General features: G+C 71.4%; 21 protein-coding genes. 9 read left to right on the top strand and 12 right to left on the bottom strand.

Features of this window, described 5'->3' with window-relative positions; all coding sequences use genetic code 11:
- Positions 1 to 436 precede the first annotated feature (436 nt).
- From rpmH to HGK68_RS15860, 8 genes are all read left to right on the top strand, one after another.
- Positions 437 to 574, top strand: a complete 138-nt coding sequence (rpmH, locus tag HGK68_RS15895; protein ID WP_013885212.1) for a 50S ribosomal protein L34 — start codon at positions 437 to 439, stop codon at positions 572 to 574.
- A 34-nt stretch (positions 575 to 608) separates the two neighbouring features.
- Complete coding sequence (rnpA, locus tag HGK68_RS15890) at positions 609 to 950, top strand: ribonuclease P protein component (protein WP_425483655.1); 342 nt, start codon at positions 609 to 611, stop codon at positions 948 to 950.
- Entirely contained in the window at positions 947 to 1225 is a 279-nt protein-coding gene (yidD, locus tag HGK68_RS15885) for a membrane protein insertion efficiency factor YidD (protein WP_206155768.1), read from the top strand. Before rnpA ends, yidD begins: the two co-directional genes overlap by 4 nt.
- A 19-nt stretch (positions 1226 to 1244) precedes the next feature.
- A complete protein-coding gene (gene yidC / locus HGK68_RS15880; RefSeq protein WP_169166836.1) occupies positions 1245 to 2531 on the top strand; it encodes a membrane protein insertase YidC in 1287 nt (428 codons plus the stop codon).
- Positions 2532 to 2606: 75 nt separating this feature from the next.
- The gene (locus HGK68_RS15875) at positions 2607 to 3116 is read left to right on the top strand and encodes a Jag family protein (RefSeq protein ID WP_169166835.1); all 510 of its coding nucleotides are present in this window, start codon (positions 2607 to 2609) and stop codon (positions 3114 to 3116) included.
- Between the two features lie 2821 nt (positions 3117 to 5937).
- Positions 5938 to 6681 (top strand): 16S rRNA (guanine(527)-N(7))-methyltransferase RsmG, encoded by a 744-nt coding sequence (gene rsmG / locus HGK68_RS15870; RefSeq protein ID WP_246260445.1) that lies wholly within the window; start codon positions 5938 to 5940, stop codon positions 6679 to 6681.
- Positions 6678 to 7673, top strand: a complete 996-nt coding sequence (locus tag HGK68_RS15865; RefSeq protein ID WP_281358367.1) for a ParA family protein — start codon at positions 6678 to 6680, stop codon at positions 7671 to 7673. Before rsmG ends, HGK68_RS15865 begins: the two co-directional genes overlap by 4 nt.
- Positions 7670 to 8695 carry a ParB/RepB/Spo0J family partition protein gene (locus HGK68_RS15860; protein ID WP_169166833.1) on the top strand — a complete coding sequence of 342 codons (1026 nt, stop codon included), beginning with the start codon at positions 7670 to 7672 and terminating at the stop codon, positions 8693 to 8695. The genes HGK68_RS15865 and HGK68_RS15860 overlap by 4 nt, the downstream gene beginning before the upstream one ends.
- 114 nt (positions 8696 to 8809) lie before the next feature.
- On the opposite strand, the gene HGK68_RS15855 is transcribed toward HGK68_RS15860, so the two are convergent.
- The 8 genes from HGK68_RS15855 to HGK68_RS15820 all read right to left on the bottom strand — a co-directional run bounded on the left by HGK68_RS15855 (position 8810) and on the right by HGK68_RS15820 (position 20033).
- On the bottom strand, positions 8810 to 9700 hold the full coding sequence (locus HGK68_RS15855) for a D-alanine--D-alanine ligase family protein (RefSeq protein WP_425483654.1): 891 nt from the start codon (positions 9698 to 9700) through the stop codon (positions 8810 to 8812).
- Between the two features lie 105 nt (positions 9701 to 9805).
- Positions 9806 to 11149: an aminotransferase-like domain-containing protein gene (locus tag HGK68_RS15850; protein WP_169166831.1), complete on the bottom strand. Its 1344-nt coding sequence runs from the start codon at positions 11147 to 11149 to the stop codon at positions 9806 to 9808.
- Positions 11150 to 11231: 82 nt separating this feature from the next.
- Complete coding sequence (locus HGK68_RS15845; protein WP_169166830.1) at positions 11232 to 11570, bottom strand: thioredoxin family protein; 339 nt, start codon at positions 11568 to 11570, stop codon at positions 11232 to 11234.
- Positions 11571 to 11575: 5 nt separating this feature from the next.
- Entirely contained in the window at positions 11576 to 12637 is a 1062-nt protein-coding gene (gene trxB, locus HGK68_RS15840) for a thioredoxin-disulfide reductase (RefSeq protein WP_169166829.1), read from the bottom strand.
- 72 nt (positions 12638 to 12709) lie between these two features.
- The gene (locus HGK68_RS15835) at positions 12710 to 15547 is read right to left on the bottom strand and encodes a protein kinase family protein (protein WP_169166828.1); all 2838 of its coding nucleotides are present in this window, start codon (positions 15545 to 15547) and stop codon (positions 12710 to 12712) included.
- Between the two features lie 84 nt (positions 15548 to 15631).
- On the bottom strand, positions 15632 to 17281 hold the full coding sequence (gene murJ / locus HGK68_RS15830) for a murein biosynthesis integral membrane protein MurJ (RefSeq protein ID WP_169166827.1): 1650 nt from the start codon (positions 17279 to 17281) through the stop codon (positions 15632 to 15634).
- Positions 17281 to 19491: a DUF6049 family protein gene (locus HGK68_RS15825; protein ID WP_169166826.1), complete on the bottom strand. Its 2211-nt coding sequence runs from the start codon at positions 19489 to 19491 to the stop codon at positions 17281 to 17283. Before HGK68_RS15825 ends, murJ begins: the two co-directional genes overlap by 1 nt.
- On the bottom strand, positions 19488 to 20033 hold the full coding sequence (locus HGK68_RS15820) for an NUDIX hydrolase (protein ID WP_246260443.1): 546 nt from the start codon (positions 20031 to 20033) through the stop codon (positions 19488 to 19490). Before HGK68_RS15820 ends, HGK68_RS15825 begins: the two co-directional genes overlap by 4 nt.
- A 66-nt stretch (positions 20034 to 20099) precedes the next feature.
- Here HGK68_RS15820 and HGK68_RS15815 point away from each other — a divergent pair, with 66 nt between their 5' ends.
- Positions 20100 to 21569 carry a CCA tRNA nucleotidyltransferase gene (locus HGK68_RS15815; protein ID WP_169166825.1) on the top strand — a complete coding sequence of 490 codons (1470 nt, stop codon included), beginning with the start codon at positions 20100 to 20102 and terminating at the stop codon, positions 21567 to 21569.
- 57 nt (positions 21570 to 21626) lie between these two features.
- Here HGK68_RS15815 and HGK68_RS15810 read toward each other — a convergent pair whose 3' ends face one another.
- The 4 genes from HGK68_RS15810 to HGK68_RS15795 all read right to left on the bottom strand — a co-directional run bounded on the left by HGK68_RS15810 (position 21627) and on the right by HGK68_RS15795 (position 25306).
- On the bottom strand, positions 21627 to 22166 hold the full coding sequence (locus tag HGK68_RS15810) for a hypothetical protein (protein WP_169166824.1): 540 nt from the start codon (positions 22164 to 22166) through the stop codon (positions 21627 to 21629).
- Between the two features lie 274 nt (positions 22167 to 22440).
- Positions 22441 to 23022: a hypothetical protein gene (locus tag HGK68_RS15805; protein ID WP_169166823.1), complete on the bottom strand. Its 582-nt coding sequence runs from the start codon at positions 23020 to 23022 to the stop codon at positions 22441 to 22443.
- Positions 23019 to 25028, bottom strand: a complete 2010-nt coding sequence (locus HGK68_RS15800; RefSeq protein WP_169166822.1) for an alpha/beta hydrolase — start codon at positions 25026 to 25028, stop codon at positions 23019 to 23021. The genes HGK68_RS15805 and HGK68_RS15800 overlap by 4 nt, the downstream gene beginning before the upstream one ends.
- Positions 25025 to 25306, bottom strand: a complete 282-nt coding sequence (locus tag HGK68_RS15795) for a hypothetical protein (RefSeq protein WP_169166821.1) — start codon at positions 25304 to 25306, stop codon at positions 25025 to 25027. Before HGK68_RS15795 ends, HGK68_RS15800 begins: the two co-directional genes overlap by 4 nt.
- Positions 25307 to 25559: the final 253 nt, after the last annotated feature.

The raw sequence follows: 25559 nt of genomic DNA, 5'->3' as shown, positions 1-25559 counted from the left end.
CTGAGTCCTCGTCGCTGTCGATCGCTGAGCGGCTGGTTCCGCGGTGGTCGAGTGTCGCACGGCCGACCCGTATCCACAGAGTTGTCCACACCTGTGGGCGACGCTGCGGGCCGGTTCTTCCGGGGTGGCGCCCGTGATTGATCCGGAGTTGTCCACAACCGTGAGCGGCGCTGTCCACGGTTGTGGAGGCGACGGTAATCTCCTCCCGAGCGAGACGGAAGGGCTGAAGTCCCGCGTGATCGTGGGACCTGCGCGGATAGCACGGGTTTGACCCGCGCGCGTGGAGGACGTAGCGTTGACCAGCCTTCTGATGGCTCCTGCTGGCGCGCCCGTACGCCGGTGATTTCGCAGATGCGGAGCGGAGCAGTCGAGTCCGAGGCACCCGAGAACCTTGGCCGTGATCGCGGCCGATGCAGCGAAGTAACTGGAGACCATCGTGAGCAAGCGCACCTTCCAGCCGAACAACCGGCGCCGGGCGAAGACCCACGGCTTCCGTCTGCGGATGCGGACCCGTGCGGGTCGCGCGATCCTCGCGGCGCGGCGCCGTAAGGGCCGCTCCGAGCTGTCGGCCTGACACCACAGCTGCGGTGCTGCCTGCCGAGCACCGGATGCGCCAGTCCGCTCAGTTCGAGCGGACCGTCCGCACTGGTGCGCGCGCCGGGCGGAACACGCTCGTGGTGCACCTCGTGACGCGAACCGACCCCGGACCTGGTCCGGCGGTCGGTTTCGTCGTGTCCAAGGCCGTCGGCAACGCGGTGGTCCGCAACCGGGTCAAGCGCCGGCTGCGGGCACTGATGGCCGACCGGATGGACGCCGTCGGCCAGGGCAGTGACCTGGTGATCCGCGCGCTCGGGCCGGCGGCCGACGCCGACTACGCCGGACTGGGTCGTGACCTGGACGGTGCGCTGCGCACCGCCGGCCGCCGCCTGGTCGAACGGGGTGCGGCGTGACCAGCGTGCTGCGCGCACCGCGGCGCCTCCTGGTGCTCCTGGTCCGCGGCTACCAGCGGTTCATCTCCCCGATGACGCCGCCGACCTGCCGGTTCTACCCGTCCTGTTCGTCCTACGCCGTGACCGCGATCGAGCGGCACGGCGTGTTCCGGGGCGGTGCGATGGCCGCCTGGCGGTTGCTGCGGTGCAACCCCTGGAACCCGGGCGGCGTCGACGACGTTCCACCTGTCGGTCACCGACGACACTCGCACGACGCGGCCACCGCCGCGCACTGATCCCTGGAGAAGCCCTGTCATGAGCTGGTTCGACGGCCTGCTGTACCCGATCATGGTCGTGGTCGCCTGGATCATGTACGCCTTCCACAAGGCGTTCGAGTTCCTCGGCCTCGACCCGGCGGGCGGTGCTGCCTGGGGGCTGTCGATCGTCGGCCTCGTGATCGTCATGCGGATCATCCTGATCCCGCTGTTCTTCCGGCAGATCAAGGCCCAGCGCGGCCTGCAGCTGGTCCAGCCGGAGATGCAGAAGATCCAGAAGAAGTACAAGGGGAAGACCGACCCCGCGTCCCGCGAGGCGATGAGCCGCGAGACGATGGAGCTGTACCGCAAGCACGGCACCAACCCCTTCGCCTCCTGCCTGCCGATCCTGGCGCAGTCCCCGATCTTCTTCGCCCTGTTCCGGGTGCTGAACTCGCTGCCGCAGATCGCCGCGGGCACCTGGAGCCGTGACTCCGTCGGCCCGATCACGCAGAGCGTCGCCGGTCAGGCCGAGTCCGCCTCGGTGTTCGGCGCGCCGCTGTCCGGCACCTTCATGAACGCCGCCGCCTTCGGCGACGGGTCGCAGGCGCTGCACATCCGGATCGTCACGGTCATCCTGATCGTCGCGATGTCGGTGACCACCTTCACCACCCAGCGTCAGCTGACGATGAAGAACATGCCGCCGGCCGCTCTCGAAGGCCCGATGGCGCAGCAGCAGAAGATGCTGATGTACGTCTTCCCGCTGATCTTCGCCTTCTCCGGCGTGAACTTCCCGATCGGTGTGCTGATCTACTGGACCACCACCAACCTGTGGACCATGGGCCAGCAGTTCTACACGATCCGCCGGATGCCGGCCCCCGGCTCGCAGGCCGAGCTCGCGCTCAAGGCACGCAAGGCGAAGAAGGCTGCCGCCCGTGGCGACGTGCTGACCGACGAGGGTGGCATCCCCGGCATCGAGGAGGCGCGGCCGGTCAGTGGTCAGCGTCAGCAGCCGGTAGGCAAGGCCCGGGCCAAGAAGAAGGGTCCGGCCGGTGTGTCGGAGCTGCCGCCCGTGACCCCGACGGCCGTCGACGACTCCGGAGCGTCCACCTCCGGCAAGACGAGCGCGGCGAAGTCCGGCACCGCGCCGAAGTCCGCCGCCACCTCCGGGACCGCGCCGAAGTCCGGGGCCGCTCCGAAGTCTGGCGCCGCGAAGTCCGGGAAGCCCGCCGCCGCACCGAAGGCCTCCGCCGCGCCGGTGTCCGACGCTGAGCCAGACGAGTTCGACCCGAACGCCGACGGCTCCACCCCGGCACCTCGAGCAGCGAAGAAGCGCAAGGGTTCCTGACCCTCGGCAGTTCCCGCGGGTTCGCCCGCCCATCACCTCCGCGCCGGTCGGGCGCGACACGACACAGGAGTTGAGATGACCACACCGAGTGAGGCACCCGACGTCAGCGCCGCCACCTCCCGGCTGGAGGAGGAGGGCGAGATCGCCGCCGACTACCTCGAGGAGCTGCTCGACATCGCGGACCTGGACGGTGACATCGACATCGACGTCGACAACGGCCGGGCCTCCGTGGAGATCGTGGCGGACGAGGGTGCCGAGCGGGCGCTGCGGCGTCTGGTCGGCAAGGACGGCGAGGTGCTCGACGCTCTGCAGGAGCTGACCCGACTCACCGTCCAGGCGAAGACGGGTGACCGGTCGCGGCTCATGCTGGACGTCGCCGGGTACCGCGGAGAGCGCAAGGCCGAGTTGGTGTCGCTCGCCGAGGCCGCAATCGCTCGGGTCAAGGAGTCCGGCGCCGACGAGTCGCTGGAGCCGATGAACCCGTTCGAGCGCAAGGTCGTGCACGACGCGGTCGCCGCTGCCGGGTTGAGCTCCGACTCGGAGGGCGTGGAGCCGTCGCGGTATGTGGTGATCCGCGCGAAGTGACCCCGTGAGGCGGGGGAGGGGACGCTGAGAGGCGTTCCGGTGGAGTTGACGAGAGGCCGTTCCGGATTCGGGACGGCCTCTCGTGTTGTCGGCGAGGCCCGGAGGATGGCTCCTGGTGAATTAGTCGCAATTGTGAGGAACGGTGTTTCGGAGCGTCGAGTGTTGACTCGGAGCGCTGTCCTCAGCGCGCGACTCGTCACGGCGTGGGTGTCCCCGTCGGCGGCGGTCTGATGAGGAGCGTCAGTCGGATACTGCGATCGTGCTGGGTGCGGTTCATGAGACTGGTCGTCGTGTGCGGGAGGAGGGCCCGGGGGCTGGCAGCCGTGGAGGAGTGGGACCGGGCACCGGTGGGCGCGGTGCTCGCTGGTGGTTGTTGAAGGGCGACGGTCGCGCGCAGGTGACGCGTCGGCGTGTTGCAGCATCGTGGCGGTGGCGGTGGCGGTGGCGGTGGCGGTGGCGGTGCCGGTGGCGGTGACACGGCGCAGGGGTGCGGTCGTGCGGTGGTGGTGGCCGGGGCGCCGCTGGGTCGGGCAACCAGTGTCGGTATGCGGCTACGGACCGTTGGGTGCGGCGCGTTAGAGGTCGGTGTCCGGTGGGGTTCTGATCGCCGGTCGTCACCATCAACTGCACATGAACCCCGGTTCGCTCCGTGTTCGGCGCCAGTCGTTGGCGGCTCGGGCGGCTCACCGGCCTGGGGCGACAGGCTGTGAGAGTCGGGATGGTGGTGCCAGGGCTGGGAGCTGGAGTGGGCGGCGGCGGCGGTCGCAATGGCGGCGATCGCAACCAGGCCAGCACGGAGTGACGGACCCGTCTCCTGTAGGGAATCGACAGGCTTTCGGTCGGCGGCGACGAGTGGGTTGCGTGCTCACGGGAGACGAAGGTGGGGGCGAGGGTGTCACGTGTTTCACGGCAACCAACGCGGGAGTGAGGCGGTCGTGTGTTTCACGGGAAACAGGCGTCACGAGATACCCCGCCGCCGTCTCCGCCAGGGGGTCACGGGCGGCTAGCCAGGGAGCTGGGGCCGCCTCACCCATGCGAGGGTTGTGGGGGCGACCAGGCGTAGAGGCGGGATGGCGGTGACGCCCGGCACCAGGCGAGGCCTGATGCAACGCGTGGGCTGCGGGCGGTCGCTCGTCTGAGTCGGCTGATGATGAGTTCGAACTCCGCCGCCACCGTGGATAGTGAGCGCCGAGCGCCGAGCGCCGAGCGCCGAGCCCCGAGCGCCGAGCGCCGAGCCCCGAGCGCCGAGCCCCGAGCCCCGAGCCCCGAGCCCCGAGCTTTGCGTCCCGAGCTCCGAGTTCCGATCCCTGGGTGCCAAGCCCCGAGCTCTGAGGGCCAAACGGCGAGCTCTGAGTGCCGAGCTCAGAGCCGTGGACCGTGGGCCGTCGGGGTGAACGTGAGCGTGAACGTGGACGGGGCGCGGGACGTGAGGCTTACGGCGCAGCCGTACGCCGCGGGTGGTGGGTCCATGGGGTACGCGGGGATAGTGAGACCGGTCGTGGGCCCTGAACCAGGGGAGCGGAGCGGTCATTCTCGCCGGTCCGCAGAGCTTCTATGGTGGTTCGCGGCCGGGCGTCTTCGGGCCAAGCCGTGTGTGGAGTGCGCGCCGTCTCGTTTTGGGTACCGCTGTTCTCAGAACCCACCGCCGCTTCTGCGACCGCAAGGCTCGCTCGTGCCGAGGACCGGCCGATGGGCGGGGTGTCGGCCCACTCGACCGCCCGTTCAGGCCAAGGCCGGACCGCAAGGACCTGCAGGTGGGGCCGACTCGGGATGCGGATTGCGCGCTCCACCAGACGGACGGCCACGACTGCCTTAGTGGGCAAGACGCGCTTGGTGTTGCTCGTGCCCCGCAGCGGGAGGCTAGCGGACACCCCGATTGCCCGCGGCGACGGCCAGGCGGGTCAGGCGGGCACCGTCGCGCTGGTGGGCATGATGCGCCTCGCTCGGGTTGCGACCTGGCATGTCAGTCTTGCGCTACGAAGCACTGGCCGAGAGCTGATGTTTCACGGGAAACCGGAGTGCCCGGCTGGTGTCAGGTATGCGGCGCGGTTTCACGGGAAACATGCGCGTAGCCGCAGGGGGAGCTGCGCCGGTGGACGTGGCGATGGTGCGGACATTGCGTCATAGACCGCCCCTCGTCCATGACGGCCGACTGGGTGCCGCAGTCCGGGTGCATCGGCGCCCCGCAGCGCGGAGGCGCTCGAGCGGTGTCGGTGCGATCGGCACGAAACCGCGAGGCGTACGTCACCCGCGGCTGGGGCCATGGTGCGGGAGCCCGTAGGGCGCGGCACATCGACGCGGCGTGGGTGTCGACGCGATGTTGCGCCGAACGTGGCGCATCTCCCGCGAGGAGCCTCTCGGCGCACATCATGTGCTGCCGTTGAGCGCACGCCGTGAGTATCTGGGCTTGCCGGGTTCGCGGTCGCCTCCGGTTCGGCGCGCACCTCCGCCACCGGACAGCCCGGCCACGTCCACACTCCCCTGCGCACCCTTGCGCAGGGGAGTGTGCGCCTCGCCCTGCCGCCAGACGCCGACCCGGGCGACGCGTTTCACGGGAAACAACCTCGTGAGGCCCGCGTCCGACGACGTGGCGACCCATGCGTGCGAGCCTGCGACGACCCACCGCACGCGACCCACGCGGCGCCATCCCGTCAGTGCACCGGGGTACCGTTGTCCCGAGCCAGTGAGCCGGTCCGGGTCGCACAGCGATCCGCGGCGCACACCGTCGCAGCAACGAGAGCAGGAGTCCTCTGTGCGTCCGAACACCACGCCTGGCAGACCGCCGCGGGATGGCGGGGAGATGCGGGGAGAGGCGACGTCGGTGGCACGGGTGGACGGCTCGGCTGAGGTGGTCGTGCCCGACCCGCTGGACGGCGACCCGCGCCTCCCGGAGCTGTTCGGCGACTCCTGGGGCGCGGTGTCGGGTTTCCACGATCTGCTGGCTGACCAGGGGGTTCTCCGGGGCCTGGTGGGTCCGCGCGAGGTCAGCCGGCTGTGGGAGCGGCACCTGGTGAACTCGGCGGCTGTCGTCCCGTTCCTGCCCAGCACCGGGCTGATCGTGGACGTGGGCTCGGGTGCGGGCTTGCCGGGGGTGGTGATCGCGGCGATGCGGCCGGACGCCGAGGTGGTGCTGCTGGAGCCGATGGAACGTCGCACTGATTGGCTCTCCGAGGTCATCGCGGAGCTGGACCTCTCGAATGCGCGAGTGGTGCGCGGTCGGGCCGAGGAACAGGTGGGCACGTTGCAGGCGGATGCCGTGACGGCCCGTGCGGTGGCGGCGCTTGCCAAGCTGTACCCGTGGACGATGCCCTTGCTCCGCGTGGGCGGTGAGCTGGTCGCGTTGAAGGGCGGCCGCGCGGGAGAGGAAGTCACTGAGGGCGCTGATGTTCTGGCCAGGTACGGCGGGGGAGCGGTGCGGATCGAGACCGCGCCGACCCTGGACGGTCTGGAGCCGACCACCGTCGTCGTGGCGTCCAAGGAGAGTGCGGGCAAGGAGAGTGCGGGCAAGCCGGTCGTTTCACGGGAAACATCGGGCCGTCGAACGAAGAAGGGGTCACGCCGGTGAGCGACGAATTGAGCTGGCCGGGCGCGGGCGCGACCATGGACGACGAGCGCCGTCGTGCGGCGATCGTGGCCTCCTTGCCGCCTGCGGACGATGACACCCCGCTGCTCGCCGAACTGCGGGTCGACGCCAGCCGCCGGATCCAACTGACCGGCCGCGCGTTCCCGCGCCCGGATCACACCCGGGTGATCACGGTGGCGAACCAGAAGGGCGGCGTCGGCAAGACCACGACCACCGTCAATCTGGCTGTGGCACTGGCGAAGTCCGGGCTCAACGTTCTGGTGATCGACAACGACCCGCAGGGCAACGCGTCGACAGCGCTCGGAGTGGACCACCACGCAGGCGTTCCGTCCGTGTACGACGTGCTGGTCGACGGCGCCGCGCTGGAGACCGCGGTCGCGCCGGCCGCGGGGCTGGACAACCTGTGGTGCGTGCCGGCGACCATCGACCTCTCGGGCGCGGAGATCGAGCTGGTCTCGCTGGTGGCAAGGGAGACACGACTACGCAATGCGCTGCACGCCTACCTGGAGCAGCGGGTGGGGCGCGGCGAGTCGCGGATCGACTATGTACTGGTGGACTGCCCGCCGAGCCTGGGACTCCTGACCGTCAACGCGTTCGTCGTGGCCGACGAGGTGCTGATCCCGATCCAGTGCGAGTACTACGCGCTGGAGGGCCTGAGCCAGCTCCTCAAGTCCATCGAACTGATCCAGGCACACCTGAACAAGGGCCTGCACGTGTCGACGATCCTGCTCACCATGTACGACGGTCGTACCAATCTCGCGCAGCAGGTCGCGCAGGAGGTGCGGGAGCACTTCCCGGCGTTGACGTTGAACACGACGATCCCGCGCTCGGTCCGCGTGTCGGAGGCGCCCTCCTACGGGCAGACCGTGATGACCTACGATCCGTCGTCGAGTGGCGCGCTGGCGTACTTGGAAGCGGCACGAGAACTCGCCGACCGGGGTGTGTCCGGCACGGCACAGGAGGAGGGCGAGTGAGCGAGAAGCGACGCGGGTTGGGCCGAGGGCTGGGTGCCCTGATCCCCACCGCAGACATCCGGCCGGACGGTGCGGCACGCCCGGTGGACGTGTTCTTCCCGGACCGTTCGACCGACGAGGGCACCGCCCAGGCCGATGCGGCGGCGAAGGCCACCGCAACCGTCTCAGATTCGAGCGAAGCTGCTGCTCAGAGCCTTGTTCCGGTGCCGGGAGCGAGTTTCGCGGCGCTGCCGGTCGCGTCGATCCGACCGAATCCGCAGCAGCCGCGCACGGTCTTCGACGAGGAGGCGCTGGCCGAGCTGGTCGGGTCCATCCAGGAGGTCGGGGTGCTGCAGCCGGTCGTGGTGCGACCGGTCGGTGACGGCTACGAGTTGATCATGGGGGAGCGCCGGTGGCGTGCGACCCAGGAGGCCGGGCTGGACACGATCCCCGCGATCATCCGGGACACCGAGGACGGGGACCTGCTGCGGGACGCGCTCCTGGAGAACCTGCACCGCTCCCAGCTGAACGCACTGGAGGAAGCCGCCGCGTACCAGCAGCTGCTGGACGACTTCGGGTGCACGCACGAGGAGTTGGCTGCCCGGATCCATCGTTCGCGGCCGCAGATCTCCAACACCCTGCGCCTGTTGCGCCTGCCCCCGTTGGTGCAGCGTCGGGTCGCCGCGGGTGTCCTGTCCGCGGGGCACGCCCGTGCGTTGCTGGGTCTGAGTGACGGTGCCGCGATCGAGCGGCTGGCGCAGCGGATCGTCGCCGAGGGGCTGTCGGTCCGGGCGGTCGAGGAGATCGTCGCCCTCGGTTCCGAGGACGGCGTTGTGAAGCGCAAGCGCGCGCCGCGGGCCGGCATCCGGAACGAGGCGCTGGACGACCTCGCCGGACGGCTGTCCGACCGGTTCGAGACCCGGGTGAAGGTGGATCTGGGTAAGAGCCGCGGCAAGTTGACCGTCGAGTTCGCCTCGGTACAGGACCTCAACCGCATCCTGGCCAGCCTGGCGCCGGACGATCCGGGCATCCTGAAGAGCTGACGGCCGGAGCGGTGTGCGCTGCGGCACGCGTCGCGGCGGAATGTGCGTGCGCACGAACCGAGACAGCAGGAGGCCCCCACGGTAAGCCGTGGGGGCCTCCTGCATGTCAGCAGTTCAGCGCGTGCCGAGCGCGTCCTCGACAATGCGCCGGTAGAGCGTGGGCAGGTCGTGCCCACCCGCCTCGGCGGCCTGCGGGAAGAGCGACGTCTCCGTCATGCCCGGGGCGACGTTGACCTCCAGGAACCAGGGCTGCCCGTCGCCGTCGATGATCAGGTCGGTACGGGACAGGTGGCGCAGCCCCAGAGCCCGATGCGCGGCCACCGCGACCTCGGCGGCCTTGTCCGCCAGCTCCGGGGACAGCCGGGCGGGTGCGAAGTACTCGGTGCGACCCGGGTTGTACCGGGCGTCATAGTCGTAGGGCCCCTCGGTGACGACCTCGACGGCGGGCAGAGCGACGGGCTCGCCATCCAGCTCCACCACGCTGACCGCGACCTCGGTGCCCTGCACCGCCCGTTCGATCAGTGCGGTGTCCGAGTAGGCGAAGCAGGCGACCATGGCGCGGGGCAGGTCCTCCGGCGACTGCACCAGGGTCACACCGAGCGCCGAGCCACCGCGGGACGGCTTGACCACCAGCGGCAGCCCCAGCTTCGCCACCACGGCGTCCAGGATCCGGTTGGCGCCCAGCTCCCGGAACAGCGACTGCGGCAGCGTGACGAACTCCGGGGTCGCCAGACCGGCGCGGGTCACCGAGGTCTTGGCGATCGGCTTCGACCAGGCGATCCGGCTGGCCCGCGGCCCGGTGCCGACGCTGGGCAGGTTGAGCAGCTCCAGGACATCGCGCACCGACCCGTCCTCGCCGGACGCGCCGTGCAGCAGCGGCCAGACCAGGTCCGGGCGGGTGTCGGCGAGGGCGGGGACCAGATCGGCGTCCACATCGTGCACGGTGACGTCGACGCCCGCGGTGCGCAGCGCGTCGGCGACCCGGCGTCCGGAGCGGATCGACACGTCACGCTCGTGGGACAGACCCCCGGCGAGGACGACGACACGGGGACTGGCGGGAAGTGCGGGGGGCACGGAACTCCTCCGAGATCGAAAAGGGCCGACCGGAACTCAGGCCAGGTCGGGGCCGGGGAACTGCACGCTGTCACCGCGGGTGCCGCCACCGGTGCCGAACAGCGACACCAGCTCGCTCTCACCCTGCACGACGCCGGCCAGCCGCCGGACACCCTCCCGGATGCGCTCCGGGGTCGGGTAGCAGAACGACAGGCGCATGTGGTCGGTGCCCTGCCCATCGAAGTAGAAGGCAGTGCCGGGCACGTAGGCGACCCGTGCGGTGACGGCCCGCGGCAGCATCGCCTTGGCGTCCAGGCCGTCCGGGAGCTTGACCCAGGTGTAGAACCCGCCGTCCGGCACCGTCCAGGTGGCGTCGGGCAGGTGCTCGGCGAGCGCCCCGATCATCGCGTCCCGTCGCTCGCGGTACAGCTCGCGGAACTGCTTGATCTGACCGACCCAGTCGTGGGTGGACAGGTAGGCGCTGATCGCGAGCTGCGAGGCGTTGGACGGGCTGAGGATCGCCGACTCGCTGGCCAGCACCAGCTTCTCGCGCACGGCGTGCGGCGCGACAGCCCATCCGACCCGGTAACCGGGGGCGAAGGTCTTGGAGAACGACCCGAGGTAGATCACCCCGTCCTCGTCCATCGAGCGCATCGCGGGCAGCGGGTCGTTCTCGAAGCCGAGCAGCCCGTACGGGTTGTCCTCCAGGACCAGCACGCCGTAGCGGGCGCAGATCTCCAGGACCCGCGGTCGACGCTTCAGCGAGAGGGTGACACCGGCCGGGTTGTGGAAGTTCGGCACCGTGTACAGGAACTTGACCCGGCGACCCTGGCGTTCGAGGTCGGCGAGGGTGGTCTCCAGCGCCTCGGGGATCAGCCCATCGGCGTCCAGCGGGACGTGCACCACGTCGGCCTGGTAGGCCCGGAACACGCCGAGCGCGCCGACATAGGACGGTGCCTCCGCGACGACGACATCGCCCGGGTTGATGAACAGCCTGGTCACAAGGTCGAGCGCCTGCTGCGAGCCGGTGGTGACCACGACGTCGTCCGGGTGCGCCTGGATGCCCTCCAGGCGCATGACGTCGAGGATCTGCTCGCGCAGGCCCTCGTCGCCCTGGCCGGAGCCGTACTGCAGGGCCACGGTGCCTCGGGTGGCGACCACCCGCTGGGCCAGGTCGGCGAGGTCGTCCATCGGCAGGACGTCCAGGCAGGGCATGCCACCGGCGAGGGACACCACCTCGGGCCGGTTCGCGACGGCGAAGAGGGCGCGGATCTCGGAGGCGCGCATCCCGTGCGTGCGGTCGGCGTAGGAGCCGATCCACCGGTCGAGTCGCGTGCCGTTGGCTGCTGAGGTCGGGAGGGGGCCCGACGTCTGCTCGCCGGGCCGCGATTCTGCGGTCATTCCCCGAGTGTGGCACGCCGAGTCCAGTGAGCGGCGGGGCGTCCACGGTCGGCGCGCCGGACGTTCACGGTTCCGACGCGGGTCAGAACGTGGCGGCCTCGGCCAGCGCGGCGTCGAGCTCGGCGGTGTACTCGAGTTTGGTCCGGGCACCGGGGATGGTGCGCAGCAACTCGCCCTGGTGGAAGACGTACAGCGTCGGGATGGACACGATGCCGTAGCGCGCGGCCAGTTCCTGCTCCGCCTCGGTGTCGACGGTGACGATCCGGAGCCGACCCTCGTAACGGGTGGCGAGCTCGTCCAGCACCGGCCGAACGGCGCGGCACGGGGCGCACCAGTCCGCGCCGAAGTCGACGGCCACCGGCAGCTCGGAGCCGAGCACCTCCGTGTCGAAGGTGGACTCCGAGACCGCCGGCAGCGTCATGGCACTCAGCCCTCGGCGATGGCGACGGCGCCGGCGACCTCGGCACGACGAGCGTCGTCCTCGGTCACCTCGTCGGCACCGAGCTCGTCGACCGCCGCCGGGATCTGCTCCGGGGACAGCGGGTCGGCGTCGGCCAGTGCCGCCAGGTAGTGCTGGGCGTCCAGAGCCGCCGAGCAACCGGACCCGGCGGCGGTGATGGCCTGCCGGTAGATGTGGTCCACCGCGTCGCCGCAGGCGAAGACACCCGGCAGGTTGGTGCGGGTGGAGCGGCCCTCGACCAGGATGTAGCCGTTCTCGTCCAGGTCCACCTGGCCGTGCAGCAGCTCGGTGCGCGGCACGTGGCCGATGGCCACGAACACACCGGTCGCGCCGACCTCGCGCTCGGCGCCGGTGACCGTGTCGCGCAGGGTCACGCTGGTCACCTTGTCCTCGCCGTGGATCGCCGCGACCTCGGAGTTCCAGGCGAAGCGGATCTTGGGGTCGTTCTTGGCCCGGTCGGCCATGATCTTGGACGCCCGCAGCTCGTCGCGGCGATGCACGATGGTCACCGACTTGCCGAACCGGGTCAGGAACGTCGCCTCCTCGACCGCCGAGTCGCCGCCGCCGATCACCAGGATGTCCTGGTCACGGAAGAAGAACCCGTCGCAGGTCGCGCACCAGGACACGCCACGGCCGGACAGCCGGGACTCGTCGTCCAGGCCGAGCTGCCGGTACGCCGACCCGGTGGCCAGGATGACCGCGCGTGCCTGGACCACGTCGCCCCCGGCGGTGGTCACGGTCTTCACCGGACCGTCCAGCTGCAGCTCGGTGGCGTCGTCCCAGACCACCTCGGCGCCGAACTTCTCGGCCTGCTGCTGCATGGCCTCCATCAGGTCCGGACCCATGATCCCGGCCGGGAAACCGGGGAAGTTCTCCACCTCGGTGGTGTTCATCAGCGCGCCACCGGCGGTCACCGATCCGGCGATCACCAGCGGGGCCAGGCCGGCGCGGGCGGCGTACACGGCGGCGGTGTAACCGGCGGGGCCGGAGCCGACGATGACGATGTCGCGGATGGGGGTCTCGGTCACGGGACTACCTCTCGAGGGACTGCTGCGAAGACGTGGGGAAGAACAGTGCGCGGGTGCCGGGTGTTCCCGGACCTACTGGACCGACAGCTCGGAGATCTCGATCCGGTTCTTGCCGTCCGGGGTCTGCGCCAGCGAGGTGAACCACAGCACCAGGCTCTGGGTCTCGGTCGGCTGGCTCAGGGTCAGCACCGTGTGGCCGTTCAGGGGGCCTGCGGTCAGCACGTCCCCCGCGGTGGGGTTGGCGGCGTCGGTGGCACGGACCTCGACGTTGCCGCCGGAACCGTTCACCTCCAAGGTGACGGAGGTGACCGTGGCGGGCTCGGCCAGGGTGATGGCGATGCCCACCGCGTTCTTGAACCCGGCGAAGTCGGGCCGGTTGTAGGTGTGCGTGTACCAGGCGGTGTTCGGGTCGCCGTCCCAGATCCGCGGGATCAGCTCCTCCTTCTCCCCGTCGCCGTCCGACGGGTCGATGGTGGTGACCCCCGCGATGGTCGGGACCACCGCGGGCGCTGCCGGCGCCGGTTCCTCGGCCGGGGCGGCGGGTGCCTCGGTCGGTGCGGCGGTGGCCTGCGCGCTCGGGGTGGCGGCCGCGTCGTTGCTGCCGCTGCCCTCGCCCCAGGGCCGGGTGACGTTACCGATGGCGATCACCAGGGCGACGACGATGCCGACGCCGACCAGTCCGAGCACCCACCGGGTGGGGTCGAACTGGTGCCGGGGCTGGCGGGGCTGCCGGGACTCGGGGTCGAACGGCAGACCCCAGTCGGGGGTGTCGCCGCCGGAACCGGCACCACGGGCCGAGGGGGCGGTGCCGCTGCTGGTCGCGGGGAAGGCGGAGGTCGCGGCCGGGGCGGACGTGTCGACCGGCCGCGCGGCGGTGGTTCCGCTCGCAGCGCCCGTTGCCGTGGTGCCGGTGGGCCCGGCGGAAGCCGGTGCGGCAGAGGCAGCGGCTGCGCCGGCCGTGCCCGCAGCAGCTGCGCCGGCCGTGCCCGCAGCGGCGCTGGAGGCCTGACGGCCCGGCGTGCGCGGCGGGATCGCGGGCGGCGGCGTGCCCGGGCGTCGTGCACCGGCACCCTCACCCGAGCCGAAGGAGGCGCGGATCGACTGCCGTGCGGGTGAGCCGCCCGGTGCGGGGGCGGTGCCCTGGGCCGGGGTGGTCGACTCGGCATCGGTGCCGTCGTCCGGGGTGGGCTTCTGCTGGTCGGTCATCGTGGAGCTTCCCGTCGGAGGGGCGGAGGCCGGGGTCGGCGTCTCGGCGGTCGGGGGGCCGGGCTCGGAAGGAGTCGGCGATGCGGCGTCGGAGGGGGCGGGTACCGGGTCGACGGTTGCCGTGCCCGGGGTGTCGTCGCCGGTGGCCGGGTCCGGATCGGGTGCGGCCCGGTCCGGATCGGGTGTGGCCGGGGTCGAGGCGGGGGCGCTGGTCGGCGGGTCCGGTGTGCGCTCGGGTGCCGCGGTGGGGCTGGCCGCGGCGGGACGGGCGGTCTCCGGGGCTGGCTCGGGGTCCGCCACTGCGGGGGCCGGGGCGGACTGGGGGGCGACCGGCGCTGGGGCGGATTCGGCCGCCGTGACCGCAGCGGTGAACGGCTCGTCGTCCGGGCGCATCGTCGGCCAGACCGGCGTCGGGGCGGCGCTCGCCGAGGTCGCGGCGGAGGCGTCGTCCGGCGCAGGGAGGATCCAGCTCAGCCCGGTGTCGTCGTCGGAGGCCAGGGGGGTGGGTGTCGTCGGCGTCGGGGCGTCGTCACCGGATGAGGGCGTCGAGGCAGGGGACTCGTCCTCGGCCACGGCGGCGTCGGCCTGTGCCGTGGTCTCCCTCGCCCGGGCGTCCCCGCTGTCCGCGACGGAGGCGGTCGAGCCAGCAACAGCGGTCGAGCCGACGGCAGAGGCCGAGCCAGCGGCCACACCAGCACCGCCGCCGACCATCCCACCCACACCAGCCGCACCGGCGGGCTTCACCGGTGCGAAGGCCGTCGACCCGGCCGCCGTCGTCGAGCCCGCGGAGGACCCGACCGATGGCCACCGTCCGGCGTCGGCAGCGCGGAACAGCTCCTCGGCGTGCACCGCGCGCCACGGCTCCAGCTCGCGCACCACCTCGCCGGGGCTGTGCGGCCCGTCCTCGTGCGGCCCGAGGGTGACGGCGCACAGGGTGTCCAGGTCGGCCGGGACCTGGGGGACCAGTTCGGCGGGTGGGGTGGAACCGGTGCCGGTGGTGGGCGCGTCGGGGAGCCCGGTCTCCGGCTCGGCCTGCGGGGCCGCGGCGTCCGAACCCGACCATTCGGCGAAGGTGGGCACGGCACCCGTGCTGGTCGGCGGGGCGGGCCAGTACCCGGTGAGCGCGGAGTAGAGCAGGCGGATCAGATCGATCGCGTCCCGGCGGCTGGCGGCGTGCGCCCGGGTGTCGGCCAATCCGATCAGGGCACCGTCGACGGCGAGGCCACGCACGATGACCCGACCGGCGGGGGTGACGACGACGGCGCCGGGGCGCAGGGCGAGGTGGTGCAGGCCCCGGCGTCGCGCCTCCTCCAGGGCGGCGGCGACCTCCCCGACGATGGCGCGTGCCTGCTCCGGGACCAGCGGGCCCGCGGCTGCCAGGTCGGCGAGCGAACGACCGTCGACCTGGTTGCTGACGATGACGCCCAGCTCGCCGTCCTGGGCCACCTGGAGGATCCGGGCCAGACGCGGCTCGGTGACCAGGGCGGCGCGGCGCGCGGCGTCGAGGGCGGAAGCGGTCCGGGGGCCCGAGATCAGGTCGACCCGGACCGGACGGTCGAGGATCGTGTCGGTGGCTGACCACGGTTCGGCGCCGGGCAGTTCGGTCACCAGGGGACGGTCGAGCCGGTAGCGACCCCCGACGGTCGCACCGATGGAGCCGCGTCGGGCGCCACCGGGGGAGGTGCCGGGGCGCTGCTGTGCCACGCGGGGTCCTCCTCGATGATCGCCGGGTCGTCGTTGCGGGCCATGCTAGCCAGCGCACCCGTGCGCGGTGCGGTGGCGGGGCCGTCAGCGCTTGAGTCGGCGCAGCACCGGCGCGACGGCCGAGCGCAGTTCGGTGACCCGGAGCAGCAGGAGCACCGCGAGGTAGATCCCCGCCATCAGGATCCCGCCCAGCACGCAGGCGAGCAGGGCGTCCCCGAAACCACGCACCGGGCCGAGCGCCGCCAGCAGGCCGAGCCCGGCACCGCCCGCGAGCACGGCGGCGATCAGGGCCTTGACGTGCACCTGCAGCACCCGACGGCCGTCGATGCCGTGCAGCCGGCGCCGCAGCGCCAGCATCGCGATCCCGGCGCCGACCCAGTAGGACAGCGCCATCGACGCGGCGGCGGTCGCCACCCAGTAGGCCGGGTCCAGGACGAGGCGTCCGACCAGGGTGCCGACGATCACGATCACCGCCATCACGACCTGGATCGGGAACATCGATCGGGCGTCCTGGTAGGCGTAGTACACCCGCTGGCACAGCGACCAGACACCGAAGCCGGTAAGCCCGAGCACCATCGGCACCACGACCTGAGCCAGTGCGTGGACCGCGGCATCCGGCTGACCGACGATCAGCAGGCGGCTGAGCGGGTACGCCAGCACCGCGATCCCGGTGGTACCCAGCACGGTGAAGAGCCCGACGGTGCGCAGACCGAGGGAGAAGTCCGCGCGGACGGCAGCGGTGTCCTCGGCGGCCGCCTTGGCCGAGAGCCGGGTGAACAGCGCGGTGGCCAGTGACACGGTCACCAGCGAGTGCGGGAGCATGAAGATCAGGAACGCCCGGTCGTAGATCGCGTTCCCGGCCAGGTTCAGGTCCTTCGGCACCGCGCTGGCGACCACGCTCACCGCCAGCACACCGATCTGCCCGACCAGCAGCCCGGCGAAGGTCCAGGTCGCGACCCGTCCCGCCGAACCGAGTCCGGAGCCCCGCAGGCCCCAGCGCGGGCGGTAGCGGAAGCCGCTGCGGTACAGCGGGACCAGGAGGATCAGCGCCTGCGCGACGATGCCGAGGGTGGCCGAACCGCCGAGCACCACGGTCTGCGCGGTCGACCAGGAGTCGAGGTCGGTGGCCTGCTCGATGCTGCCGAACATCCGGGAGAACACCAGGATCCCGGCGATGAACACCAGGTTGTTGACCACCGGTGCCCACATGTACGGCCCGAAGGACCCGCGCGCGTTCAGCACCTGCCCGAGCAGGGAGTAGACCCCGTAGAAGAACACCTGCGGGATCGACCAGAAGGCCAGCGCGGTGGCGATCGCGGTGGTGCGCGGATCGGGGTAGTCGGAGTACAGCCGGACCCACAGCGGCGCGGCGACGGTGAGCACCAGCGTGAGGCCACCGAGGAACACGAAGCCGACGGTCAACAGCTTGTCGACGTAGGTCTGCCCGTCGGGACGCCGGTACGCGCGCACCACCTGCGGCACCAGCACCGCGTTCAGCACGCCGCCGACGATCAGCAGATACAGCGTGTTCGGCACCTTGTTCGCCACCGAGAACGCGTCGGCGATGTTGGTGGTGGTGCCGATCGCCCAACCGAGCAGGGTGATGTTGATGACGCCGAACACCCGGGACACCGCGGTGCCGGAGGCCATGATCGCCGAGGCGCGGCCGAGCCGGACCGACGCGGCAGCCTGCTCGGTGGATTCGCTCTCCGGATCGGGAGCGGGTGCGGTCATCAGTCGTCCTTCGTGTCCTGCGCCGACCCCTCGGCCAGCACGCGTGCTCCGCGGCGGTTGGTCTGACCCCGGCGCACCGTCCGCCAGATGCCGAACAGCAGTCCGGCGAACAGCAGCGCCCCGACCACGATGGTGCCGACGCTCTCGATGGTGGGGGCCAGCCGCAGCGAGATGGTCTGCGGCATGGACAGTTCGCGGCCGTTCTCCGCGATCAGGGACACGTCCACGTCGACGTCGCAGTTGGCGGTCGCGCGCAGGGTGAGGGGGACCGGGGTCTCGGAGTTCGCGCTCACCGACACCAGCGGCGAGCGCGTGGTCTCCAGGCAGCCCTTCTGCGGCCGCAGCTCGACCCGCACGGTGGCGTCCTGATCCAGCTCGTTGCGCACGTTCACGGTGATCTGCGAGGAGGAGCTGATGACGGTGAACTGTTCGTTCAGCAGCACCGACAGTCCGCTCTGCCGGGCGGTGGCCTGAGCGATGGCCGCCTCGACCGCACCGGCGCGGCCGTCGGGGTCGGCGCGCCAGGCGACCGACAGCGGGGCGAGCACGTCGGTGTCGAGCCCCCGCAGCAGGCCGGCCGGGTCGGCGACCACGCTGGCGAAGTCCTCCGCCGACTCCCACTGGGTGGCCAGCGCGTTCACCCAGGCCGGGGTCAGCTCGGCCGGGTCACGCTCGGTGCTGGGCGGGTCGGCGCGGTCGCTGCTGGTCACCCGCCCGGCGTCCTGCGCGGCGAGCATGTCGGCGACCGAGGTGGTGCGGACCCACGGAGCGGACTCCAGCGCGGTCAGCTGGGCGTCGGCGGCACTGCTCTGCGGGCTCCAGTCCCGCGGGGTGGTGATCAGCACGTAGCTGCCACCGGAGTCGTCGCCCCGGGCGATCACCGCGGTCTCGGCCAGCATGCGCTGGGCGGCGATCGCCGGACTGCTGCCCGCCTGCACCGCGTTCGGGTCGGTGAGCAGCTCGGACAGGGTGGCGTCGGGGACCAGGGCCGTCACCTGACCACCGTCGGTCTGCACATTGGTCGGAGCGGAGGGTGTGTCGGTGTCGGAGCGGGCGGGCATCGACGCGGTGCCGGTGACCAGGGCGGCGCCGTCACCGTGGGCGGCTGCCAGCTCCGCAGTCGACTCGTCCAGCACCGGGTTCGACCCCCACAACAGGGTGGGGGCGTCGGTCAGGAGCTCGTCGCTCGCGGCGGCCGAAGAGCTGAGCGCCTGACTCAGCAGGTCGGTGCTGCTGGACCGGCCGGAGTGCGCCAGCGCCGCCAGATCCGGATCGGCCCACGGCAGACGCAGCACCTCACGGTCGGCACCGGCGGCGGTGAGCGCCTCGGCCCACGCGCGGTCGGCACGGCTGCCGTCGGCCACCTGGCGCAGCAGGGCCGGGTCGACCGCCCAGGACACCGAGGGGTGGCCGGCCGTGGCCTGCAGCAGCCGGCTGAGGCGACCGCCCGACGCGGTCAGCGCGTCCAAACCGACCTCGGCGCTGTCACCGTGGGCGGTCGGGTCGCCGCTGGGCTGCTGCTCCGGGGCGTCGGCGGACGAGGTCTCCGGGTCGGCGCTCGCGGTCGGTGCCGACGACGACGTCGGCGTGGGCTGCGGTTCCTGCTCCTCGGTCTGATCGTCGTCCACGGTCGGGGTGACGGCCGGTCCGGTGACCGGGGTGAGCACACCGACCTGCGTCGGCGTCAGGTCGTCGTCGGAGTTCCACAGCAGGAAGCTGCGCTCGATCCCGACCCGGGAGCTCCCGTCGCCGACGTCCACCGTCAGACCGCGCGGCCCCCAAGCGTCGGAGGTACGGGACAGACCGATCGATCGCGCCGGGACCGTGATCGTCACCGTCGCCGAGCCGCCGGGCGGGATCGGCGCGTCCAACGACTGGGTGGCGGCGACATCGCCGTAGGGCCCGGTGTCGGTCCTGGTCGCCCACTGGTCGAGCTGGTCCCGGTTGGACATCCGGTAGCGGTAGATCCGGACCGAGGCGCGCGGCGAGGTGATCTCCTCGTCCCCGTTGTTGCGCAGGCTCACCGTCACGTTCAGGTCCTCGCCCGGTGTGAGCACCTGCGGCGTCATCGCCGCCAGGCTCACCGCCACCGGCAGGTCCTCACTGGACGGCGCGGCACCGGCGGGGACGGCGACCAGGCCGGTCAGCCCGAGGGCGACCAGCACGGTCAGCAGCGCCGCCCATCGGCGCTTCGGGGCAGCGTGCCTCATGCCCCGTCGGCCAGCACCAGGGAAGCGGTCTCGGCCAGTCGACGCTCGTTGGGATAGGCCAGCCGGGACGGCAGCTCGGACACCGGCACCCACGCCGCGTCCTCTGCCTCGCCGTCCGGGTCGTCCTCGACGGTGAGCTCGCCACCCACGGCGCCCAACAGGTAGTGATGCACCATCTTGTGCACCCGGCGGTCGTCCCCGGTGAACCAGTAGTCGATCACCCCGAGCCGACGCACGATGGTGCCGATGATCCCTGTCTCCTCGGCGATCTCCCGCACGGCCGCCTCCTCGGCGGTCTCGGTGCCCTCCAGATGACCCTTCGGCAGGCACCACTCGAGCCGACCGGCCCGGTTGCGTCGCGCGATCACCGCGGCGACGTGCACCCCACCACTGACCCGGACCACCAGACCACCGGCCGAGGTCTCCTCGACCACCGGCAACGTCGTGCGGGGCCGGGCGCCGCGCGGGTCGATCCGCAGCGCGTGACCGCCCGGAGGCGCGGGAATGCCGGCCGGGGGCATGGCGGGGGTCGGCTCGGACATGCGGCCACTGTAGCCAAGCCACCCCGGCGACAGCCCCGGACCATCGATCTGGCAGGCTTGGACACCGTGTCGGAGTCATCCCAGAACCTTGCCGTCCTGCGCCAGCGCGCCCTGACGGTGATCGCCGAGCTCGCACCCGCTGCCCTGGAGCTCGGGGAGCTGTTCCGCGCCGCCGGACACGAGCTGGCCCTGGTCGGCGGTCCGGTGCGCGACGCGTTCCTGGGCCGGGCCAGCGCCGACCTGGACTTCACCACCTCCGCCACCCCCGACGAGTCGGAGCGGATCCTCGCCCGCTGGGGCGACGCGCACTGGGACATCGGCCGCGAGTTCGGCACGATCGGCGCCCAGAAGCGCAGCCGCCGCGGGGACCAGAGCGAGGACGTGGTGGTCGAGGTGACCACCTACCGCACCGACGCCTACGACCCGACCTCCCGCAAGCCCGAGGTGGCCTTCGGCGACACGTTGGACGGCGACCTGTCCCGGCGCGACTTCACCGTGAACTCGATGGCGATCCGGCTGCCCGACCTCACCTTCGTGGACCCCTTCGACGGCCTGAGCGACCTGGCCCGTGGCGTGCTGCGCACCCCGGTCGACCCCCGGCAGTCATTCGACGACGACCCGCTGCGGATGATGCGGGCCGCCCGGTTCGCCGCGCAGCTCGGGTTCACCGTCGACGACGACGCCTTCACCGCCGCCACCGACATGGCCGATCGGATCAGCATCGTCTCCGCCGAGCGGGTGCGGGACGAACTGGTCAAGCTCCTGCTGTCCGCCGACCCGCGCGCCGGGCTGCGGGTGCTGGTCGACACCGGACTGGCCGACCGGGTGCTGCCCGAACTGCCCGCGCTGCGCCTGGAGATCGACGAGCACCACCGCCACAAGGACGTCTACGAGCACTCGCTGACCGTCCTGGACAAGGCGATCGCCCTGGAGACCGGCCCCGACGGACCGGTGCCCGGCCCCGACCTGGTGCTCCGGCTCGCCGCGCTGCTGCACGACATCGGCAAGCCGCCCACCCGCCGGTTCGAGGACGGCGGCGGCGTCAGCTTCCACCACCACGAGGTGGTCGGCGCCAAGATGACCGCGAAGCGGCTGCGGGCGCTGCACTTCGACAAGAACACGATCAAGCAGGTGTCCCGGCTGGTCGAACTGCACCTGCGGTTCCACGGCTACGGCGACGGTGCCTGGACCGACTCCGCGGTGCGCCGCTACGTCACCGACGCCGGCCCGCTGCTGGAACGGCTGCACCGGCTGACCCGCTCGGACTGCACCACCCGCAACCAGCGCAAGGCCCGTCGGCTGTCCGAGGCCTACGACGACCTGGAGCAGCGGATCGCCGAGCTGCGGGAGCAGGAGGAGCTCGCGGCGATCCGGCCCGACCTGGACGGGACGCAGATCATGGCGATCCTCGGCATCGGGCCGGGGCGCGAGGTCGGCGAGGCATACCGGCACCTGCTGGAGCTGCGGATGGAGAACGGGCCGATGGGGGAGGACGCTGCGCGGGCGGCGCTGCTGGCCTGGTGGGCGGGGCGCTGACAGCACTGACCGTGCAGGGGCGGCGATGAGCGGCTGGTCACGCGGTCGGCGCCTGCCTCAGTGGGCGTCGAAGTAGGCATCGGGGTCGTTGCGGTCGAATTCGCCGAGGTCGTTCGGGGAGTCCAGGCAGGGGCCGTACACGTGGATGTTGAGGGTGTTGTTCCATTCTGGGGGAGCGTCGAGGGATCGGGCGGCGAAGCTGATCAGCGTGCCGTCCTTCGTGAGGTCGAACCACGGCGAGGTGGCCTGGTCCCGGTTGTCCCGGCGAATCGTCCAGCCTGCGTCGATGTAGGCCTGCGCGATCGGTTCGATCAACTGGACGGTGCCGGGTGGGTAGGCGGGCCTGATCGTCATGTATCGACTCGCTCCCCACTGGTACACCTCGGGTTGCCCACCGTTGACGTAGTTCTCGTCGGTGCACGCCGACCAGTCGTCGGCACCGGCTTGCTTGTTGAGGTCGAATGTCAGGTCCGGGAAGGTCTCACGGGTGTGGGCGACCAGCTGGTCGGCGAGGGTGACGGTGTAGCGGTAGCTGCGTTCGGCATTCCCGACCCGGACCTCCTGCGACGGGCCGGTTGAGCAACCGGCGAGCAGCATCAGAGTCGAGGTGATCGCGATCAGGAGGCGGCGCCGGTTCGCGGCCCGTCGTTCGGGGTGCGCAGGCTCTGGTGGGGCGGGTCGGCTGCGCTGCTGACCTCGCGCGGCACAGTCTGCGCCACGGCCAGGGGCTGTGCCGGCACTCGTGTCCCGGAGCGAGGACGCTGTGCCAGTGGCGCCGCTGGCCTGGTGGGTGGAGACCAGGCGATACCGACTGCCCGCACTGGGGCTGAACGGTGCCATCCCATGGTGCGGCGACCAGTGGGCGTCGGTGTCAGTGGGCGTCGAAGTAGGCATCGGGGTCGTAGGGGTCGAAGTCGCCGAGGTCGTTCGGGGAGTCCAGGCAGGGGCCGTACACGTGGATGATGAGTGTGTTGATTCGTTCCGGCGGGGCGTCGAGGGATCGAGCGACAAAGCCGATCATCGTGCCGCCCTTATTGAGGTCGTACGAGGGCGAGGTGACCTGGTCCCGTTCATCCCTGCGAATCGTCCAGCCTGCGTCGATGTAGGCGTGCGCGATCGGTTCGATCAACTGGACGGTGCCGGGTGGGTCGGCGGGCCTGATCGTCAAGTATCGACTCGCCCCCCACTGGTACACCTCGGGTTGCCCACCGTTGACGTAGTTCTCGTCGGTGCACGCCGACCAGTCGTCGGCACCGGCTTGCTTGTTGAGGTCGAATGTCAGGTCCGGGAAGGTCTCACGGGTGTGGGCGACCAGCTGGTCGGCGAGGGCGACGGTGTAGCGGTAGGAGCGTTCGGCATTCCCGACCCGGATCTCCTGCGAGGGGCCGGTTGAGCAACTCGCGAGCAGGAGCAGTGCGGTAGCACCAGCGGTCGCGGTGCGGCGGGTGCTCACGGCACGTCCGCAGTGGGTGGGACGTACGTCGGGTCTTGCATCGGGTAGGTGTACTGCGGGTCGACAGCCCCGGTGGCGTGCGCGAGATCCGGGTCGGTCCACAGGGTGACGTCACCACCGGTCATCACCGCGCGCATGTTGTTCCAGGCGTCGGATCCCCGGGTGAACACCTGGCTGTGGGATGACGGCCCTTGCAGGAGCTCGCTGGTCGGGTCGGTGCTGTCGATCCGGCCGGTCTCCAGGTGTGTGACGCCGGGCAGGGTGTCGGGGTCGGCACCGTGCCCGAGCAGCGAACCGACGCTCGTTCCCTGGATGATTCCGATGACGTCGCCGGGTGCGGTCATGGAGTAGCGCGGGGTGTTCGGGGCCGCGTACTGGTCCGGGGTATGGATGCCTGGCCCGGCACCGGCGGACTCGATGTGCAGGATCCGGTCGACCACCATGCCGTGCGCTTCGGCGGCGCCCACCACTGATCCGCCGTAGGAGTGCCCCGCCACGGTGACCGTGGCCCCGGTGACGGCCCGCACACCGTTGGCGAAGGACGCCAGGCGTGGACCGGCGCTCTTGGCGTAGGCGGGGTCGACGGCCTCGAAAGCATGCTTCGCACGAGGGTTCTCGATGTGCACCCCCTGAGGCATCAGGCCACCGAGATAGGTGATCACCCCTAGGCCTTGTGGTGCCGCGCTGACGAACTCCCACGCCCGGCTGCGTTGCCCGGACATCGAAACGAAGTTCGTCCCGGTGCCACCGACCAGCACCGCGACATTCGGTGCCCCGGCATTGCCGACCAGCTCGCCGAACACCCCGGTCTCCGGGTCGAAGGCCACCACGTGGTGACCCGTCATCTTCATCGGGTTGCCCTCGGCATCCACGGTGTCGATGTCCGGCTCGTGCAGCAGCGTGTCGTACCAGGCAAGCGATGCTTCCAGCTCCACCTTCTGCTCGGACAACCGGCTGAGTTCGGTCAGGTCGTCCGGCCCGGCACCCGTGGCCAGCTGTGTCATCCGTTCGCGCACCTCCGCCAGTCGCCGGTTCGCATCGACCACGGCTGCGGCGACAGCGACCCGGTTGGCGGCGATCCTCGTGGCCAGCGGCACCCCGTCCAGGTTGTTGACCACCCCGGGGTAGGCGCGGGTCAGCCCGGCGAGTTCCTCCGGGGTCATCGCGGCACACGCGGCCAGCACCGCGGCGATCCGGGCGTCGGGGTCGGCCAGGTCGATCGCCGCGTCCAACCCGGGGTACCGCACGGCGAACGCCCCGGTGGTGTCGTCGGCCATCAACCGGCAGGCCAGTTCCGGGCAGGCTGCCAGCAGCGCGTCGTACTCGCCCTGGGTCAACTGCCCCACCAGCCACCGCGCTGCCGCGTCACCCTGCGCGCCCTCCGGCAGCCCCGCGACCCATGCGGCCATCCCGGGGATGCCACGGCCGAAGGCGTCCACCGAACACTCGGCTGTCACCCGCCCGCCACCGGACCAGGTCACCGGGACCACCGACTCCAACACCGGAGCCAACCCGTCGTCCAGAGCCTGACGCTCCAGAGCCAGTCGGTCCAGCACCGCATCGGCGTCGATCAGCTCCTGCTCGGTGCGCTGCACCGCCATCAGCGCCATCCGCCGATCCCAGTCGTCGGCGAGCGGGTCGTGTTGGACCCGGTCCCACTCCTCAGTCGCCCGACGTACGGCGGTGCGGGCGAAGGCGATGTCCTCGTGCACGATCGAGGCCCGGGACCGGATCACCCTGACCTGCCCGCTGTAGAACGCCACCGCCTCCGCGCCGCGCCGGGTCAGGTCCTCGCTGGTCGTGAGCTGCCGGGTCCGTGCGGTGGTCGACTCCTGCCACGCCTGCGCGCCCTGTCCCGTCCATCCCGCCGCGACATGGTGACCGACCGATGCGACCTCATCGCGTGCCTGAACCAGGGCATCGAGGTGCCGACACAACCGGCCGACCAGGGCGTCCAACCCGTCCAGATCGCCGGCACCGGGGTCCTCCCGGGTCCAGGCGGTCACCGGGCCGCCGCCACACCGGCGGTGGCCAGCTGTCGGTCGGCATCGATCAGGGCAGCGGCGGCATCGCGCACGGCGTCACCGTCGGCCCACACCCGCGCGGACAGCGTGGTGCTGTCCTGCGCGATCCACGACACCCAGGCGTCCAGTGCCGTGTGCACCCGGGTGGCACCGGCATTCGGCACCCACTGCCGCAGGTCGAGGCGCAGCCCGCCCGAGACCCGGTGCAGGGCGGACTGCGCCGACCGTGCGGCTTCCAGGTCCAGACTCAGATCGCTCATGGCGACGACTGTGGCGGCGCGCGGAACTCCGCGGAAGTGGAACGGTCCAGGTTGAGTGGGTCGGGCCTTCGGGTTGAGTGGTTCAGGACTCGCATTGAGTACCCCGCAATCCCGATCACGTGCTCAAACCGGGGTCAACGACACGGTCGAGCAGGTGTACCGGCCGGGCGAAGCGCATCTGACCCGGTCGCGGGCCGGGGGCCCGACGTCGAGTTCGCTGGTTCGGCCCCGAGTTCGGGATCTGAGCTCGCGA

The organism is Cellulomonas taurus (genome assembly GCF_012931845.1).
Lineage (GTDB): Bacteria > Actinomycetota > Actinomycetes > Actinomycetales > Cellulomonadaceae > Cellulomonas > Cellulomonas taurus.
The sequence above is the reverse complement of the archived record's forward strand: the minus strand, read 5'-3'. Positions and strand labels throughout refer to the sequence as shown.

What these genes read in the sequence shown, in the direction of transcription:
- HGK68_RS15850 (WP_169166831.1), bottom strand. Translation starts at nt 11,149, where the DNA reads ATGACCGCAGAATCGCGGCCCGGCGAGCAGACGTCGGGCCCCCTCCCG.
- HGK68_RS15875 (WP_169166835.1), top strand. Translation starts at nt 2,607, where the DNA reads ATGACCACACCGAGTGAGGCACCCGACGTCAGCGCCGCCACCTCCCGG.
- murJ (WP_169166827.1), bottom strand. Translation starts at nt 17,281, where the DNA reads ATGACCGCACCCGCTCCCGATCCGGAGAGCGAATCCACCGAGCAGGCT.
- rnpA (WP_425483655.1), top strand. Translation starts at nt 609, where the DNA reads ATGCGCCAGTCCGCTCAGTTCGAGCGGACCGTCCGCACTGGTGCGCGC.
- HGK68_RS15845 (WP_169166830.1), bottom strand. Translation starts at nt 11,570, where the DNA reads ATGACGCTGCCGGCGGTCTCGGAGTCCACCTTCGACACGGAGGTGCTC.
- HGK68_RS15820 (WP_246260443.1), bottom strand. Translation starts at nt 20,033, where the DNA reads ATGTCCGAGCCGACCCCCGCCATGCCCCCGGCCGGCATTCCCGCGCCT.
- HGK68_RS15810 (WP_169166824.1), bottom strand. Translation starts at nt 22,166, where the DNA reads ATGCTGCTCGCCGGTTGCTCAACCGGCCCGTCGCAGGAGGTCCGGGTC.
- HGK68_RS15795 (WP_169166821.1), bottom strand. Translation starts at nt 25,306, where the DNA reads ATGAGCGATCTGAGTCTGGACCTGGAAGCCGCACGGTCGGCGCAGTCC.
- yidC (WP_169166836.1), top strand. Translation starts at nt 1,245, where the DNA reads ATGAGCTGGTTCGACGGCCTGCTGTACCCGATCATGGTCGTGGTCGCC.
- HGK68_RS15825 (WP_169166826.1), bottom strand. Translation starts at nt 19,491, where the DNA reads ATGAGGCACGCTGCCCCGAAGCGCCGATGGGCGGCGCTGCTGACCGTG.